This window comes from Pauljensenia sp. 20925_1_25 (assembly GCF_041433955.1).
Lineage (GTDB): Bacteria > Actinomycetota > Actinomycetes > Actinomycetales > Actinomycetaceae > Pauljensenia.
Genome location: NZ_JAPWCL010000011.1, coordinates 46,652 through 61,885 on the forward strand (window position 1 = coordinate 46,652; position 15,234 = coordinate 61,885).

At 64.1% G+C, this 15,234-nt stretch carries 14 protein-coding genes; 1 reads left to right on the forward strand and 13 read right to left on the reverse strand.

The genetic code is table 11. The features are described from left to right. Positions 1-42: 42 nt before the first annotated feature. The gene (locus O3932_RS06295) at positions 43-2,064 is read right to left on the reverse strand and encodes an ABC transporter permease (RefSeq protein ID WP_371537024.1); all 2,022 of its coding nucleotides are present in this window, start codon (positions 2,062-2,064) and stop codon (positions 43-45) included. Positions 2,065-2,073: 9 nt separating this feature from the next. Beyond that, positions 2,074-2,874, reverse strand: coding sequence for a molybdate ABC transporter substrate-binding protein (gene modA / locus O3932_RS06300; RefSeq protein WP_371537026.1), 801 nt, complete (start codon positions 2,872-2,874; stop codon positions 2,074-2,076). 342 nt (positions 2,875-3,216) lie between these two features. Between modA and O3932_RS06305 the strand changes: the two genes are divergently transcribed. Then, complete coding sequence (locus O3932_RS06305; RefSeq protein ID WP_009649162.1) at positions 3,217-3,729, forward strand: molybdopterin-binding protein; 513 nt, start codon at positions 3,217-3,219, stop codon at positions 3,727-3,729. Positions 3,730-3,938: 209 nt separating this feature from the next. On the opposite strand, the gene O3932_RS06310 is transcribed toward O3932_RS06305, so the two are convergent. From O3932_RS06310 to narI, 11 genes are all read right to left on the reverse strand, one after another. Next, positions 3,939-4,163: a hypothetical protein gene (locus O3932_RS06310; RefSeq protein WP_371537028.1), complete on the reverse strand. Its 225-nt coding sequence runs from the start codon at positions 4,161-4,163 to the stop codon at positions 3,939-3,941. Between the two features lie 170 nt (positions 4,164-4,333). Continuing rightward, positions 4,334-4,864 (reverse strand): choline-binding protein E, encoded by a 531-nt coding sequence (locus O3932_RS06315; RefSeq protein WP_371537031.1) that lies wholly within the window; start codon positions 4,862-4,864, stop codon positions 4,334-4,336. A gap of 142 nt (positions 4,865-5,006) precedes the next feature. Beyond that, a complete protein-coding gene (locus tag O3932_RS06320; protein WP_371537033.1) occupies positions 5,007-5,663 on the reverse strand; it encodes an RloB family protein in 657 nt (218 codons plus the stop codon). 8 nt (positions 5,664-5,671) lie between these two features. After that, complete coding sequence (locus O3932_RS06325; RefSeq protein ID WP_347716136.1) at positions 5,672-6,988, reverse strand: AAA family ATPase; 1,317 nt, start codon at positions 6,986-6,988, stop codon at positions 5,672-5,674. 193 nt (positions 6,989-7,181) lie between these two features. Then, the gene (locus tag O3932_RS06330) at positions 7,182-8,795 is read right to left on the reverse strand and encodes an MBL fold metallo-hydrolase (RefSeq protein WP_371537036.1); all 1,614 of its coding nucleotides are present in this window, start codon (positions 8,793-8,795) and stop codon (positions 7,182-7,184) included. Positions 8,796-8,960: 165 nt separating this feature from the next. Continuing rightward, the gene (locus tag O3932_RS06335; RefSeq protein ID WP_371537038.1) at positions 8,961-10,991 is read right to left on the reverse strand and encodes an MBL fold metallo-hydrolase; all 2,031 of its coding nucleotides are present in this window, start codon (positions 10,989-10,991) and stop codon (positions 8,961-8,963) included. Between the two features lie 78 nt (positions 10,992-11,069). Further along, positions 11,070-11,684 (reverse strand): molybdenum cofactor guanylyltransferase, encoded by a 615-nt coding sequence (locus tag O3932_RS06340; protein WP_371537040.1) that lies wholly within the window; start codon positions 11,682-11,684, stop codon positions 11,070-11,072. A 23-nt stretch (positions 11,685-11,707) separates the two neighbouring features. Continuing rightward, entirely contained in the window at positions 11,708-12,532 is an 825-nt protein-coding gene (locus O3932_RS06345; RefSeq protein WP_315293576.1) for a HesA/MoeB/ThiF family protein, read from the reverse strand. A gap of 3 nt (positions 12,533-12,535) precedes the next feature. After that, entirely contained in the window at positions 12,536-12,955 is a 420-nt protein-coding gene (locus O3932_RS06350) for a molybdenum cofactor biosynthesis protein MoaE (RefSeq protein WP_371537043.1), read from the reverse strand. 100 nt (positions 12,956-13,055) lie between these two features. Further along, a complete protein-coding gene (locus O3932_RS06355; RefSeq protein WP_315293575.1) occupies positions 13,056-14,048 on the reverse strand; it encodes a MoaD/ThiS family protein in 993 nt (330 codons plus the stop codon). A 408-nt stretch (positions 14,049-14,456) separates the two neighbouring features. Next, positions 14,457-15,233: a respiratory nitrate reductase subunit gamma gene (gene narI, locus O3932_RS06360; protein ID WP_371537045.1), complete on the reverse strand. Its 777-nt coding sequence runs from the start codon at positions 15,231-15,233 to the stop codon at positions 14,457-14,459. Between the last annotated feature and the right edge of the window lies 1 nt (position 15,234).

Genomic DNA, 15,234 nt, shown 5'->3' on the forward strand with positions numbered 1-15,234 from the left:
GCTTAGGAATCATCCGCCAAGAGACGACACGTACACCCCGACTCACACACGGGCGGCGACGGGGATTGCACGGACCTGGGTAGCCTTGACGCTCGCCCACAGGGAATCACCGACGCCAAGGCCCAGGTCGGCCCATGCGGACGCCGTGACCCTGGCGGTCACCGAGACTCCGCCCGCGAGCGCGACGCACACGCTGACAAGGGAGCCGTTGACCTCGATGCCCGCGACGACGCCGGGTAGGACGCTTCGCGGCGAGGCGTGGGATTCTTCGCGGGAGAGGGCGATGGCCTCGGGTGGGAAGGTGAGGGCGACGCGCATTGGCTCTTCTCCGGAGGTGGTGCCGTCGGAGGCCGCCCACAGTATCCCCTCGCCGACGCGCACGCCGACGAGGCCGGGGCGGGCAACGGCGGGGCCGGTGACGATGTTGAGTCCGGCCAGGCGGGCCGCGAACACCGACGTGGGCGAGGCGAGCACGCGGGCGGGTTCGCCTTCCTCGACGATGCGCCCCTCCCCCATGACGATCATGTGGGAAGCGAGGGCCAGGACTTCGGCGATGTCGTGCGAGACAAGCAGGGTCGTGATGCCCGCGCCCGTAAGACGCTCGCGCAGGACAGCGGAGACCTGGGCGGTGGCTTCAACGTCGAGGGCAGCGGTCGGCTCGTCGAGGATGAGCACATCGGGGCGGAACACGAGCGCGCGGGCGATGGCGACGCGCGCCGCCTGCCCGCCGGACAGGTCGGAGGCACGCCGGTGGGCAAGGTCGGCGATACCCACGGCGCGCAACTGCTTGAGGGCGACTGCCCGGGCCTCAGCTCGCCCGACGCCGCGCACGCGTAGCGGGAACGCGACATTGCTGAGGACGCTCATGTGCGTGAAGATGCGCGGCGCCTGGGAAACCATGGCAACGCCGCGCCGCCGCGCAGGCACGAAGGTGGCGGCGTCGTCGACGAGGCGCTCGCCGATCTGCGCGCGACCGGAGTCGAGCCGCAGAGTCCCGGCGACAACTTGGGCGAGCGTGGACTTGCCAGCACCGTTATGCCCGACGACGGCCGTCACGAGGCCTGGGCTCAGACGCGCGTCCACGTCCCAGCCGCGCTCACTCACCGTCCCGGCGACGTGGACAGCGGCGGCAGAAGCGTCGTCACCGGAATCACCGATGCCGGATTCTCGGTGAGCCGCCAGAGATCCATCGGCGCGTGCACCCGAGGCAATCCCAGACGCAGAACCGCACCCCGACCTCGTCGATGACAGACGTGAACGCACGAGGGAGGCGACGCTCCCCCACGGGGTTTCCGTCAGCGCGACGACGAGTGCCGCGACGCCGAGGAGTACGACGCCGAGCGCGAGGGCCAGGTCGGCGTCAGACTCGCGTGCCAAGTAGATCTGGAGCGGCATCGTGCGGGTCACACCCTGCATGGACCCCGCGAACGTGAGGGTCGCGCCGAACTCGCCGAGGCATCGGGCCAGCGCGAGTGCTGCACCGCGCCCCAGACCGGGCAGAACGGTCGGCAACGTGACCTGCCACAAGACGCGCGAGGGCGAAGCCCCCAGGGAGGAGGCCATCTCGTCGAGACCGCGCTCGCGGGCGCGCAGCGCGGATTCGAGGGTGACGATGAGGAAGGGCAGGGAGACGAAGACCTGCGCGATGACGACGGCTGTCGTCGTAAAAGCGATGTCGAGGCCGGCACCGCTCAGCAGGGCACCCAGCGTCGAGCGTCTGCCGAAGGCCGAGAGCAGCGCGATGCCGGCAACGACGGGCGGTAGCGAGAGCGGCAGGGCGACGAGGATGCGGGCGGCGCGCACGCCCCGCCACGAGCGCGAGAGGATAAGTGCGGCGGGAACACCGAGGAGGAGGTCGACGCCGAGGGCCACAGCGCACGTGCGCAGCGACAAACTGAGTGCGGCGGCGGCCTCGGGCGTCGTGAGCGTGGTCCCCAAGCTGGCCCAGTTGACGCGCCCCAGCATGAAGGCGAGGGGCAGCATCAGGAAGCAGAGGGCGAGCGCGCCGAGGCCCCCCGCCCAGACGGGCAGGGGGCTGACAGCGGGCGTCCTGCGTGAGGTCATGCGTCGACGCTACTTGACGGCAGGAGTGAAGCCAGCCTCACTGAGGAGGGCCTGTCCTTCCTCGGAGAGGACCAGGTCGATCCACTTCTGCCCGTAGTCCTTCTTCGTGGAGGTACTCACGAGGGCGATCGGGTACTTGTTGACGGCCTCGTCGGCCCCCTGGATCTCGACGGTGTCGACGGCGTCACCCTCGGCGAGGGCATCGGACTTGTAGACGATGCCGGCGTCGGCCTGGCCGGAGGACACCTTGCCGCGCACGTCGGTGACGGCCTGTTCCTCGGAGACGGGGTGCAGGGTCACGCCGAGCTGCTCGGTGAGGGTCTTGGTGAGCTTACCGCAGGGAACCTCGGGCGCGCAGATGACCAGCTTAACGCCGTCGAGCGAGGAGTCGAGACCGGTGATGCCCGCCGGGTTACCGGGCGTCGTAATGAGGGTGAGGCTGTTAGACGCGAAGAGGGTCTGGTCGTCGACCTGGGAGGCGTCGGCGGCCTTCTTCATGGTGGACTCGTTCGCGGTGGCCAAGACATCGACGTCTGCACCCTCGCCGAGCTGGGTGACCAGGTCCTGCGACCCGGCGAAGTTGAAACGGACATCGACGTCCGGGTAGGCGGCCTCAAAAGAGGATTCGAGTTCTTCGAAGGTCTCGGTCAGCGAGGCGGCAGCGTAGACGTTGAGAACGACCTCGCGGGAGGGGACCGTTGCGTTGTCGGACGAGGCCGTGGAATCAGCAGCAGGGGTAGAGCCGGCGGTGCAGGCGGCGAGGGCCAGGGCGGCAGCACCCACGAGGGGGAGAAAGCGGAGGGAACGCACAGAGATCTCCTTTTGAGAGGGGATTGAACGCGATAAATCTAACAAGTGCGATGCGGCCAGGCAACAGGCCGCCACGACAACAATCTGCCGACGCTGGACGCCTTCATTCTCAAGGAAAATACCCCTACCTGTTTGATTTGCTCTCACCCCACTTAAAAAAATTCACGGGAGATCACCGACCTCCGATCCACCACACGAACCGCACCCGGAGCACGCAAGCCAGCAATTGCCTCGGCCCCTCCGGACATAAAACGCACCCACACCCCGTGCCCTCACAGCCCTCTCACACCCACGAAAGGGACTAGGATCACACTCATACGTAACCACTTCTCGGAGGACACCATGCCCAAATCCGTCGACTACGACCTGAGCCAGATCAACGCCCACATCATCGCCTACTCGGACCGCATCCAGCGCGGCACAAAGGAGGATCGGGCGACCCCCGCATGCGTCGGAGCGCTGACTACGGCAGGCCTGGACCAGGTGACGATGGCCGCGATCCCCGAGAGCGCCGACGTCCTCGACACGGAAATCCGCGAGGCACTCGCCGCTGGCGCGCGTTTCATCCTGATCCTGGGGGGCTCGGGCTTCGGCGTGGGCAACTATGCGCCCGAAGTCGTCCGCTCGATCATCGAGGTCGAGATCCCCGGCATCGCCGAGCAGATCCGCGCCCACGGCCTGACCAACACCCCCCTGTCAGGCCTGTCCCGCGAGGTCGTCGGCGTGACCGCGCGAGACTCCTCGGGGGCGCTCATCATCTCCTCCCCCGGCTCGCGTGGCGGCGCGCTCGACACCCTCGAGGTGGTCACGCCCCTACTGCCCGCTATCTTCCACCAGCTCGACGAGCAGCGCTGACTCTCCCAAGCAACAAGAAACGAGGCCACGGCTCGTTAGTGTCCGGGGGCGGCGGCGAGGCCTGGCCGGGCTTCGGGATCGATCACTCCGAGCCGTAGGCTCGAGTGTGGCGATCTCGCGGGCGGGCCGCCGCGGGCCGCCGCCCCCGGACACCGGAAACGAACGAGGCCGCGGCGCACGCACGCCACGGCCTCGTCGTTGTCGGAAGGTCAGCCCTTGCGTCGACGCAGGAACATGGCACCACCCGCGAGGACGACGAGCACACCGCCTCCGGCGATGAACCACCACAGGCTGGGGATGGGCGTCGCCGAGGAACCCGAAGACGCGGTCGTGATGACCGTGACGTTGCCGTCCGCGTCCTTCTGCTCGATGAGGGCGCCGGTGGCGTCGAAGTGGTACGAGATGCCGTCAACATCAAGCCACTGGTCGACCACGGCTGAGGCGGAATTGTTGAAGTAGTAGAGGTTGCCGGAGGGGCCGTCCCACCAGCCGGTTGTCGCAGCGGGGCGGCCCGCCTTGAACCACCACGCGCGCGGGGTCTCAGATTCGTATTCGTGGCCCCACTCGGAGTTGAAGACGCCGTCGTAGGTAATGCCGTCCTCATTTACTTGTAGATGATTTCGTCTGCGTTGGCGATGTGGTCGGAGTGGGCGTGGGTACCCAGATAGAACGCGACGTTGGTGTCATTGACGCCCTGGTCGTCGAGGTATTGCAACAGCCAGTCAGTGGTGGAGGCGGCGGCCACCGCGATACCGGTGCGCGCGGGGTAGCGTGGGTCGGAGCCGTCGGGCAGGTCGGCGTCTTCGCCGCCGTCGATGATGCCGTACCAGCCGCCGCTCTCGATGAGGATCGCGTCGGAGGATCCGGAGGAGAGGATAAAGATCTTCGTCTTCTCGTCGGCGCTGGGCGCGAAGGTGAGGGTGGAGGCGCTCACGGTCGAGGCCTCGACGGACTTCGCGTTCGCCAGCGGGATCGTGGTGCCGGGCACCCACGAGCCGGACTGGGTGCCGCTCTGAGCGTCGCTCTGGGTATCGTCGGCGCGGGCGGCCGGGGCGCTCGCCAGGGTCAGGGACGAGGCCGTGGCCGCCACTGTGGCAAGCGCGAGGAGGGCTGTGCGGCGGGTGCGTGACGACATCGGGGGACCTTTCGCGCGGGATTTATGTTTGTAGAATATCGCGCAAAGCGCCGCCCACCTGCGTCAATGCGCGGCGCTTCATGAGAGTCCTTTGCAAGCCCTGCGGGGAAAGTCAGGAAGCGTAGCCGGCCCAGCGGCCGTTTTATTCAGAGTGTCGTGGCGACAACTGGTCGAGCCATGCGATCAATTCGGGCATGTCGGTCCAGGGTGCCTCATCCCACACCGTGGTCCCCTTCTCAAAGCTTGCCCGTCGATGCTTTACCCGCGAGCAAGCCGCGTCAGTTCCCTCGATAAACCACTGAGGAATCTCCATTGCTTTCTCATAAGCTCCCCGTTCCCACTTACTGAGGAGTTCCTCAACGACAGCACTTGCGGTCCGACTCGAACAGACGTCCGCGCAGTGGTAGACGAACCACGCCTCAATACAGGGATTCGACAGTGCCACTGCGCGGAGATACCCACTGACCCCAGCCAACCAGTTCTCCAGATCATGAATATGGGGGGCGTTATCATCCACGTCGCAGACGATCCAGGCTCCAGCAGCACCATCACGCCCAACATCATCAGCCTTCCGCTTGATACTGACGATGAGATTCTTCAGCGACGACTTGTCTCGATTGCGACAGAAATCAAAGGCGAAAGCTCCCCGATAGCGCCACTGGTTGAGCGCCTTCAGGTATTCCCTCTCCGTTGCCCCCTCGACAGCGAGAATAACAACTGGCCGAGGGGCCTTATCGAAGGATTTCCCTCGTTTTCCCCGAGAGGAGTGCCTCGTCGGCGCCTGCTTCTTCTTACCCATGACGCCCCCTAGATCCGTGGGACGCCACCGAGGCGACCCGACATGTATATCCGTGGTAGGTCACTGCCCTTTCGAAGCACGTCGGAAGGAAAGTCAGTCAGCCGCGTCAATTCAGACCGGTGTTCGTTCTTCTCGACCAGCCAAATCTCATCGCGCCGCAGCAGGTCGGCACGCAGGAGGTGGAGCTCGTGCGTCGTAAAGATCAGCTGACGCTTCTCGCCCGGCCCCGATGAGTCAAGGAACAGCCGAAGCAGCTCCTCCGTCAGCTTAGGATGAAGAGAATCTTCGAGTTCGTCGATCAGGTAAACCCCCGAGTGCTGGCTTTTTCCCGCCCAGTACAGGATGGGCAATAGATTCAGGTAACGAATGCTCCCGTCGGATTCCTGCTCGAGAGGAAGACGAAACTCGTGAGCACCGTCCTTATGGACGGTCACGAGGCGCTCGTACACGACGTCACCATCATCACCGAGCCGAGCACGAAAAACAGCCCCGCTTTCAGCAGTAAGGTATGCTTCGGAGGTCTTGTCGGTCAGCTGATCTTCGATCTCTTCGAGAACCTTGTCTTGTGCCGGAACCTTGTCCCGAGGAACGCTCGTGTAGCAAATACCTGAAATACCGGTGTCGGCAACCGTCAACCCCTGCCCGACGGCAGCACGAAATGCATCATCGTGGGCAATCTGCTGAGGCATGAGGATGTAGCGCGCGCCTCTCCCCACAATGGTGAGGCGTTTAAACCAGTCGATGACAGAACCCAGCAGGCTGCTCTCATCATCGACCAAAGCCGCATTGAAGCAGGTCTCGAGGAACAGACGATTGGGCTGGACTGTCTTCGAGGCAGCATCGAGCGACGAATCATCTTCCAGATCACCATAAAGAGCGATGTCCTGCCCCTGGCGCACGAAGACCGCCTCCTCGTCTTCCGAACGCAGGCGGTAGAGGACTTCCTCGACGATTGCATCCGCATTGAAGGCTACCTCGTAGTAGACGATGGCCTTTCGATCCGAGGTCGCGTCCTGCACATCCAGGACGATTTCGACCCCAATGACGCTGGGCCGATCCGTCCCGAAGAGCTGATGCGGGTGATAGTGCAGGCGCTGCCCGCGCTTGCGTGGCTCGCGCAGCATGACCTGCAGGTGAGCCAGAGCATCGAGCAGGGTCGACTTTCCCGCTGCGTTTGCACCGTAGATTGCCGCAACGGGCAGGACACGGGACTTTCCGTCACGATAGAGAGTCCCACCGTAGCGACTCTCCTTCCCCGCAATCATCGTAAAATCAACCGGCTCAGAAAAGGACTTCCAGTTGTCAAGGTGCAGGACTCGCAGCATCGCACTCTCACTTTCCCACTTAGATGTAAAAATTCTACATCTTCCCAGGAATGAATTCCAGGTGCTCTACACCACCCAGCCCGTTGAACAACCGAAACACCGCGAAAAACACCACGCATAAAAGCCGCCCGGCCGCTTCCATGTGCGGCCGGGCGGCCCCCAGGCAGGATATTCGCGAAGAGTCCCTCACTCGTCAGGAAGCGTAGCCGGCCCAGCGACCCGAGGAATCGAAGGTCGAGCGACGCCCGTCGACAACCTGCGTGCCAGTCACCATGGCACCGGAGCCACCCATGTAGTACCAGGAGCTACCCAAGCGCAGCCAGCCGGTGGCCATCGCGCCGTTGGCGTCCATGTAGTACCAACTGCCATCGATCTGAACCCAGCCGGTAACCATCTGGCCGCTGGTGCCCATGTAGTACCAGCTGCCGTCGACCTGGACCCAGCCGGTGACCATCTCACCGGTCGCGCCGACCCGATACCAGCTGCCGCCGCTATTCACCCAGCCGTCGGTGACCATCGCGCCAGTCTGATCCACCCAGTACCATTGGCCGCTACTGCTGACCCACGCCGAGGCCTCGGCGATGGGCGCGTCCGCGAAGTAGTACCAGGCACCGGTTCGCCCCTGCCACCAGCCGGTTGTCGCTGCGGGGCGACCTCCCTTGAACCACCGGGCGCGCGGGGTCTGCGCGTCGTACTCGTGCCCCCACTGGGCGGTGGACACGTCATTGGAGGAGATGCCGGTCGGGTCGAAGGTCGTCATCAGGGAGGGGATGCGCGCGCTCAGCCACAGTTCCTCCATGGGGACCCAGGTCGCCGAGCCGTGGATGACGGGATCGGTGAGGTTGTCGGGACTCAGCTTTTCCGATCCGGTCTGCACGATCATGGAGGGACTCAGTGCCTCCATGAAGGGGGCGAAGTTGGAGCTGCGCTGGCCGTGGTGGCCAGCCTTAAGCAGGTCGACGTGGCCAACGGCGCTGGCAACGCGCCCCTCGAAGCCGTTGTGCGTCACCCAGTCGGCCTCGGTGTCCATCAGGTCCGAGGCCAGGAACGCGCTGTGCCCGTAGGCGCTGACCTTCGCGCCCCACCCCATGAGGTTCGCGTCCGTGGTTCCCTTCTTCTTGTAATTCTCTTCGGGGTCGAAGGGGATGATCTGGACATCCATGTCACCCAGTTGCACGTGCGTGTTATAGCCGTCGGCGTGCTGGATGAGCTGCGCTCCGTAGGTATTGTGCGCCCACTTCGCGGCGTTGATCATGTTGTCGTAGATCCACTGGTTATCCCACAGCCCGTTCGGGTTCGTGATCCACTTGTCGGAGTATTCGGGGCTGAGGATCACCTTGGGGTGGAACTTTTTGATGATGTCGTCGGCGTTGTCGATGTGGTCGGAGTGAGCGTGCGTGCCCAGGTAGAACGCCAGGTTTGAGGAGGTGACGCCGTGGTCCGCCATATATCCGAGGACCCAGTCGGTGTCACCCTGCTCAGCCGGGGTAATTCCGAGGCGCTTCGGGTAGCGCGGGTCGGATCCATTGGGGGCACCAACGCCTTCGCCGCCGTCGATCATGCCGAAGACGCCGCGCGATTCAAGGAGGATCGCGTCAGCCGTGCCCGTCGTGGTAATGAAGTGGATGCGGGTGGGGCCGTCGCTGCCGGGGTAGCTGAGGATCGTGGCACTGACCTGGGTTTCGGATTTTGTGCCCTGAGAGTCGCTGGGGGCCGCGAACGAGGCCGGGGCGAGGCTTGTTGCAACAAGTCCTGACAGGGCGGTCATGCCGATAAAACGCTGCAATTTGCGGTGATAAATGTTCACGCGCACACCTTGAAGACGTGTTTAGACCAAAAGTTGACCACCTCAATCTACACCCGTTGGTACATTACTGACAAATCATTGGTTGCATGACAGCGCTGCCCGACCGCTTCCAGGTGCGGACGGGCAGCGCTCAGTCAGTGTGCTTGCGATGAGTTTTCGGCAGAATTACGAGGCGTAACCGGCCCAGCGGCCCGAGGAATCGAAGGTCGAGCGACGCCCGTCTACAACCTGCGTGCCAGTCACCATGGCGCCAGTTGCGTCCATGTAGTACCAGCCGCCGCTTTCGTTGACCCAGCCGGTGCTCATCGCACCATTTCCACCCATGTAGTACCAGTTACGTCCGGAGTTCAACCAGCCGGTGTGCATGACGCCTGAGGCGGAGGAGAAGTACCAGGAGGAGCCATCCTGGAACCATCCGGTGGTCATTGCGCCGCTACCGGAGAGGTAGTACCAGTCTCCGCCGCTACGCAGCCACCCCGTTACCATAGCTCCACTGCCTGACAGGTAGTACCAGGCCCCGTCACTGTGCAGCCACCCGGTGGACATGGCTCCGGAGGATCCAAGGTAGTACCAGCGATCATCGATGCGAACCCAGCCCGTGCGCATCGCGCCCGTGTGCAGATCCATGTAATACCAGGTGCCGTGATCGAGCAGCCATCCGGTGGTCATTCGTCCGTTGCTCAGGTAGTACCAGGAGCCGGATTTCCACATCCAGCCGCTTCCGGCGAGATGACCGGACGCCTCAATGTAGTACCAGTCAGTTCCGTCATGAATCCACTCGGAGCTTGCCATCGCGCCGGTGGCACCCATCCAGTACCAGGAACCACGGTCGTACACCCACGCCGAAGCTTCGGCGGAGGGTTTGCCTGCGAAGTAGTACCAGTATCCGGAGCGCCCTTGCCACCATCCGGTCGTCGCCGAGGGGCGCGCCCCCTTGAACCACCAAGCACGCGGAGTGACCCCGCCATATTCATGCCCCCAGGACGCGGCAGAGAGGTCGTTGTAGGAAATTCCGGAGGAGGTGAAGGTGGCGACGATAGCGGGGATAGAACCCGCCGACCACAGATCCAGGGTCGGCGCCCACGACGCATCTCCATGAATAACACTGTCCGTGAGACTGTCGGGAGTGAACCACTTGGGACCCGTCTGGACGATCATGGAGGGGCTGAGCGCCTCCATGAATGGCGGGAAGTTCGAGCTCGCCATTCCATGGTGCCCGGCTTTCAGCAGGTCAACGTGCCCTACGATGGGGGCGATGCGGTCCTCGTAGCCGCCGCGAGCCTCGAGGTCCGCAGCCAGGTACGCGGAGTGACCGAACGCGGTCACCTTCGCGGTGTAGGCGATCAGATTTGCGTCGCGGACGCCGACTTTCTTGTAGTTTTCGTCCGGGTCCACGGGGATCAGTTGGACATCCATGTCGCCCAGCTGGATGTGTGTGTTGTCGTCGTTGACGTGCTGAATGATGGTTGCACCGTACGCGGATGCGGCCCACCGCGCGGCGGTCATCATGTTGTCGTAGCACCACTGGTTGTCCCACAGACGCGACTTGTCGGTGATCCAGTCATCGGAGTATTCGGGGGTGAGGATCGCCTGGGGATGAAACGCGTAGATGATGTCGTCTGCGTTGTCGATATGGTCGGAGTGCGCGTGCGTGCCCAGGTAGAACGCCAGGTTTGATGAGGTGACGCCGTTGCGCCTCAGATAGCCGAGGACCCAGTCGGTGTCGCCCTTGGCCGCGCCTTCGATTCCGTCCCGCCACGGGTAGCGCGGGTCGGAGCCGTCGGGTGCGCCGACGCCTTCGCCGCCGTCGATCATGGCGAAGACGCCGCGCGATTCGAGGAGGATCGCATCCGCTGCCCCCGCCGTTGAGAGGATATGAATGCGTGTCGGCCCGCTCGTGCCGGGGAACGTCAGGACCTGGGCGCTTCCCCCTTCCTCCGCCCTCTCCTCGGACGAGGCCGTGGCCTCCTCAGCAGTATCGGCGTCGCGAGCACTCGCCTGGTCTACGGCAGCAGAGCCGCTCTGGGCTTCCTCCTCGGATCTTGACACCTGCGAGTCGGTAATGCCGGAATCGCTCTGCGCACCCTGCTCGTCGACAGGGGCCGCGAGGGCGGCCGGGGCAAGACAAGTGGCAACAATTTCTGACACTATGGTCAGTCCGAGTCGCTGCCACAGATGACCGTGGCGAAGATTCATGAGCGCACCTGGATGGGATGAGAGACCTTGACACTTACTCTCTAAACCTATACCCACTCAGGCATTACTGACAAATCATCAGCCGAGGCGAGACTCCCACCAAGCCAGGTCCTCGGGCGTATCGACATCCCGGCAGACGTCGGCGCTCACATCCACCCGCTCGAGTGCCAGGGCGCGCAAAACCCGGCGCACCCCCATACCGCGCACGCTCCCATGACGCGCCACGGCCTCATCGATAGCGCGGCGCAGCGCCCCGGCACGGTAGACACCCATGAGGTACTGGTCGAACGGCTCAGGGTCGCCGCCGCGCAGGATGCGCCCGTCGCACGCGATACCCAGGGGTTCGGCCAGGAGGCAGCGCAGAACGTCCGAAATGCCGGGGCAGTCCACGGACACGACGATCACCCAGCAATCCGCCCCCACGGACAGCGCCGCTAGGCCCGCGTCGATCCCCGCCAGAGGACCACCGCCCGGCGGATCCTCAAGGGCGCGCGTCACACCAGAGGGGACGCGCACAGAAGGCGGAACGATAGCAACGACGCCAGCGCCAGTAACTTCACCCAGAGCACAACACACGCGGTCGACGAGTCGCACCCCACCGAACACAAGGTCCGGCTTCGAGACGCCTCCCAGGCGCTCACCGCCCCCACCGCCAACAACCATCGCCGCCAGACGCGCGCACGGCACGCTCACGCCACACGATGAACCTACGCCACTCACTCCCACGGCGCGAAGGTCAGCACGTCCGTGCGCTGCGTCGTCGCGTCGACCATCAGGACGCGACCAATGAGAGGCTCACCGAAGCCCACCAGCATCTTGATGGCCTCGGTCGCCATGGCAGTGCCCGCCTGGCCGACGACCGGCCCCAAAACACCCACCTGAGTCGAGGCCGGAGTCGTTCCCGGGGCAGGCTGCACCGGGTGCAGACTCCGCAGCGTCAGGGACGGCACGGGAGCAGGAGCCGCGGACCAGAAGACGCTAACCTGATAGGCCATGCGCACGACCGTCCCCCACACGAGGGGCACGCCCGAATCCGCGCAGTAGTCCGCCACCAGATACTTCGCGTCGAAATTATCCGTGCACTCCACGATCAAGTCCCACTCGTGGCCATGCTCGTCCAGCCACTGACGCGTCACATGCCCAAAGCGCTCGAATTGAACCGACGAGTTGAGTCCACTGAGATGACGCACGGCTGAATTCGGCTTCGGAACCCCCACGTCACCCTCACCATGCAACAGCTGACGCTGCAGGTTCGACACCTCAACGACGTCGGAGTCACAGATGCCAATCGTACCGACGCCCGCCGCCGTCAGGTACAGCAGGACGGGCGAACCCAGGCCTCCCGCACCCACGACAAGCACACGAGAAGCAGCCAAGCGCGCCTGGCCCGCCTCGCCGATACCTGATACCAGCCAATTACGCCGGAAACGTTCCAGCGCCGGATCCCCAGCCTCGTACCTCACAGGCGCACAGTGCAGCGGAACCGCGACAGAACGCCCCGAGACCGCAGCATCACGCGCGTACGGATCACCGATCGTCATCGCTTACAAACCCGACCAATTATGAGAACCGTCACTGAGTTCCTGCTTCTTCCAGATCGGCAACTTCGCCTTGACATCCTCGACAATGCCCTCCACCGCTCGGAAGGCCTGCGCGCGGTGCTCGGCGGCCACCGCCACGACCATCGCATCCTCGCCAATTTCGAGGTGACCGACACGGTGCCACGCAACAATGCGATGCACCCCGGGGCGATCCGCGAACTCGGAGACAATCTCGCGCAAAATCTGAGGCGACGACGGATGCGACGAATACTCGATCGCTTCCACGCTCTCTCCCCCGTCGTGGTTGCGCACGACGCCGATAAAAGACGCCACCGCGCCGCACGTGTCGCGGCGCGCGCTATTGATCAGTGAACTCGAGTCGAGAGGGTCATCAGTAATACCTGTTGCAATCTCTGCTGACATGAGATCCTCCAAAAACGGGAGATAATTACTTTTATTTTACACGGGATCGGCCAGGACTTTATAAAACTCCTGGCCGATCCACACAAATGACTCGAAACTCTCACCCACCGGCAAAAGGCGGCAGCACGTCGACGCGCACTCCGGGCATGAGTTCGGTATCCAAACGAGCCGAACGCTCGTTCACCAGGAAGCTCGACACATCGAGGATGCGGCCCAGAGCCGGGTTCTCCTCGCCGAGGTGCGCAATCAGCTCACCGAGCGTCGCAGGCGTCTCTGTGGCGGGAAGCTCGCACATATAGCCGCCAGCGGCCTCCGCCGCGCCACCGAAGAAGTGCACGGTCGTCGACAGCGGTTTCGGATTCGGCTCGTTGACCGGACGGAGATACACCGTCAGACGCAGCGGGTTCATCGGGTCAACCTCCACCGACCAGCTCGCCACGCCCGTCGCCGTGCGCTCAAAAATGCGCTCGACGATGCCACGGCGCAGCTCGAGGGCCAGGTCATCGGGGGCACCGGGTTCCGTGAACGGGCAGGCCGTCAACACGACCGCCATTGGATCGCTCTCGTGCGGCACCGACGCAAAACCCATCGCGTTCATGAACAGACGCACCTTACCCAGGTGTCCCGCGATGTTGAAGCTGTCGCGCGCGACGCGGCGGGTAGCATGGCTATGATCCGGCACCGACATGGTCTCCAGTGCGGCGTCCGCCCAGCGCGCGCCGATTTCGCGCACCGAAGCCGCCGGATCCACAGCGTCCGCGCGCAACCACGCCAGCAGCGATGAAGTCAGCTGGTGGAGCATCTGCGCCGCAAACGACGGGTCGGCGGGGGTCGTCGTCGAATAGCCGAGCGCCGGACGACCGCGCCCCGACGAGGGAAGCTGCCGCTTCTCCACAAGGCCCACGCCAAACAGGCCCTCCAGGGTTTCGCGCACACTCGACACGTGCAGGCCGGCCTCCTGAGCTAGCTCGGCGACAGTCACGGGTGCCGCGTGCTGCGAAATGCGCTCCAACAGCGCGTGCTGGGCGGGCGTCAGGGCAGCCATCGCCTCAAGCGTTTCTGCCAGCGTCCGAGAATGGGAGGTGTCAGTCATGCCTATCCTCTCTCCCTTTTAATCAGCGGAAATCCGCTCTGCGTGAATCTCCGTACGGCATTAGCGGCATTACATTACTTACAAACTGGAAGTAATTTTACCCAGCTTGTCGCCGTATCCGCACGGTCAATTCCAATGAACGGGACCATTTGAAGGGTTCCTTGCACACAATTGGCTCGCGGGCACCGACACCCGCGATATACAGCGCGGGGCGAGCCATCGCCCGCCCCACGCTACCGCCTGACCCGCCGCGGCCTCGTCATTCGAGGCCACGGTAGGAAAGCGCGAACTCAGTCCGACATACCGCCACGCGTGATCGCGTGCGTGGGGCGAGCCATCGCCCGCCCCACGCTACCGCCTGACCCGCCGCGGCCTCGTCATTCGAGGCCACGGTAGGAAAGCGCGAACTCAGTCCGACATACCGCCACGCGTGATCGCGTGCGTGCGGCGTTCGTCACGCGACCGGTAGACCACCGGGGGACGCGCCACGTAGCCGACCGGCACACTCACCGCGTGCACGAGGCGGGTGAACGGCCACACGCAGAACAGCAGCAGGCCGGCGACGATGTGCAGCTTGAAGCTCAGGGGCACGTCAACCATCAGGTGCGCCTGCGGGTGGAGGTAGAAGATCGAGCGGAACCAGACGGAGATCGTCTCGCGGTAGTCATAGCCCTCGTGCCCGCCGAGCACCTGGTTCAGCAGCGTCGCCGCGCCGCCCAGGAGCACCGGGATACAGAGCATGACATAGGTGACGATGTCCATGCGGGTCGTCGCCACGCGCACCGACTTGTACACCACTCGACGGTAGATCAGCATCGCGAGGCCGAGGATCGTCATGATTCCGGCGATCGTGCCGGGGATGGTGGCCATCAGGTGGTAAACGTGCTGGGGTACGCCTGCTGCCTCGGTCCAGGTCTTCGGGACCACGAGGCCGAGGATGTGGCCCATGAACACGAAGAGAACACCGAAGTGGAACAGCGGCGATGCCCAGCGCAGAATGGTCGGCTCATTCCACTGCGAGGAACGAGATGTCCAGCCGTACTGGTCGGTCTTGTAGCGCCACGCGAGACCCACGATGAGGATCGCGAAGGACACGTAGGGCAGGACCACCCACAGGGCAATGTCCAGGAAGGACAGCGACTGCGTCTCGGGTGCGGACGCGGCATGCAAAAGTGCGGATTCCATG

What these genes read in the sequence shown, in the direction of transcription:
- O3932_RS06355 (WP_315293575.1), bottom strand. Translation starts at nt 14,048, where the DNA reads ATGACTGACACCTCCCATTCTCGGACGCTGGCAGAAACGCTTGAGGCG.
- O3932_RS06305 (WP_009649162.1), top strand. Translation starts at nt 3,217, where the DNA reads ATGCCCAAATCCGTCGACTACGACCTGAGCCAGATCAACGCCCACATC.
- O3932_RS06315 (WP_371537031.1), bottom strand. Translation starts at nt 4,864, where the DNA reads ATGTCGTCACGCACCCGCCGCACAGCCCTCCTCGCGCTTGCCACAGTG.
- O3932_RS06335 (WP_371537038.1), bottom strand. Translation starts at nt 10,991, where the DNA reads ATGAATCTTCGCCACGGTCATCTGTGGCAGCGACTCGGACTGACCATA.
- O3932_RS06295 (WP_371537024.1), bottom strand. Translation starts at nt 2,064, where the DNA reads ATGACCTCACGCAGGACGCCCGCTGTCAGCCCCCTGCCCGTCTGGGCG.
- O3932_RS06325 (WP_347716136.1), bottom strand. Translation starts at nt 6,988, where the DNA reads ATGCTGCGAGTCCTGCACCTTGACAACTGGAAGTCCTTTTCTGAGCCG.
- narI (WP_371537045.1), bottom strand. Translation starts at nt 15,233, where the DNA reads ATGGAATCCGCACTTTTGCATGCCGCGTCCGCACCCGAGACGCAGTCG.
- O3932_RS06350 (WP_371537043.1), bottom strand. Translation starts at nt 12,955, where the DNA reads ATGTCAGCAGAGATTGCAACAGGTATTACTGATGACCCTCTCGACTCG.
- O3932_RS06320 (WP_371537033.1), bottom strand. Translation starts at nt 5,663, where the DNA reads ATGGGTAAGAAGAAGCAGGCGCCGACGAGGCACTCCTCTCGGGGAAAA.
- O3932_RS06345 (WP_315293576.1), bottom strand. Translation starts at nt 12,532, where the DNA reads ATGACGATCGGTGATCCGTACGCGCGTGATGCTGCGGTCTCGGGGCGT.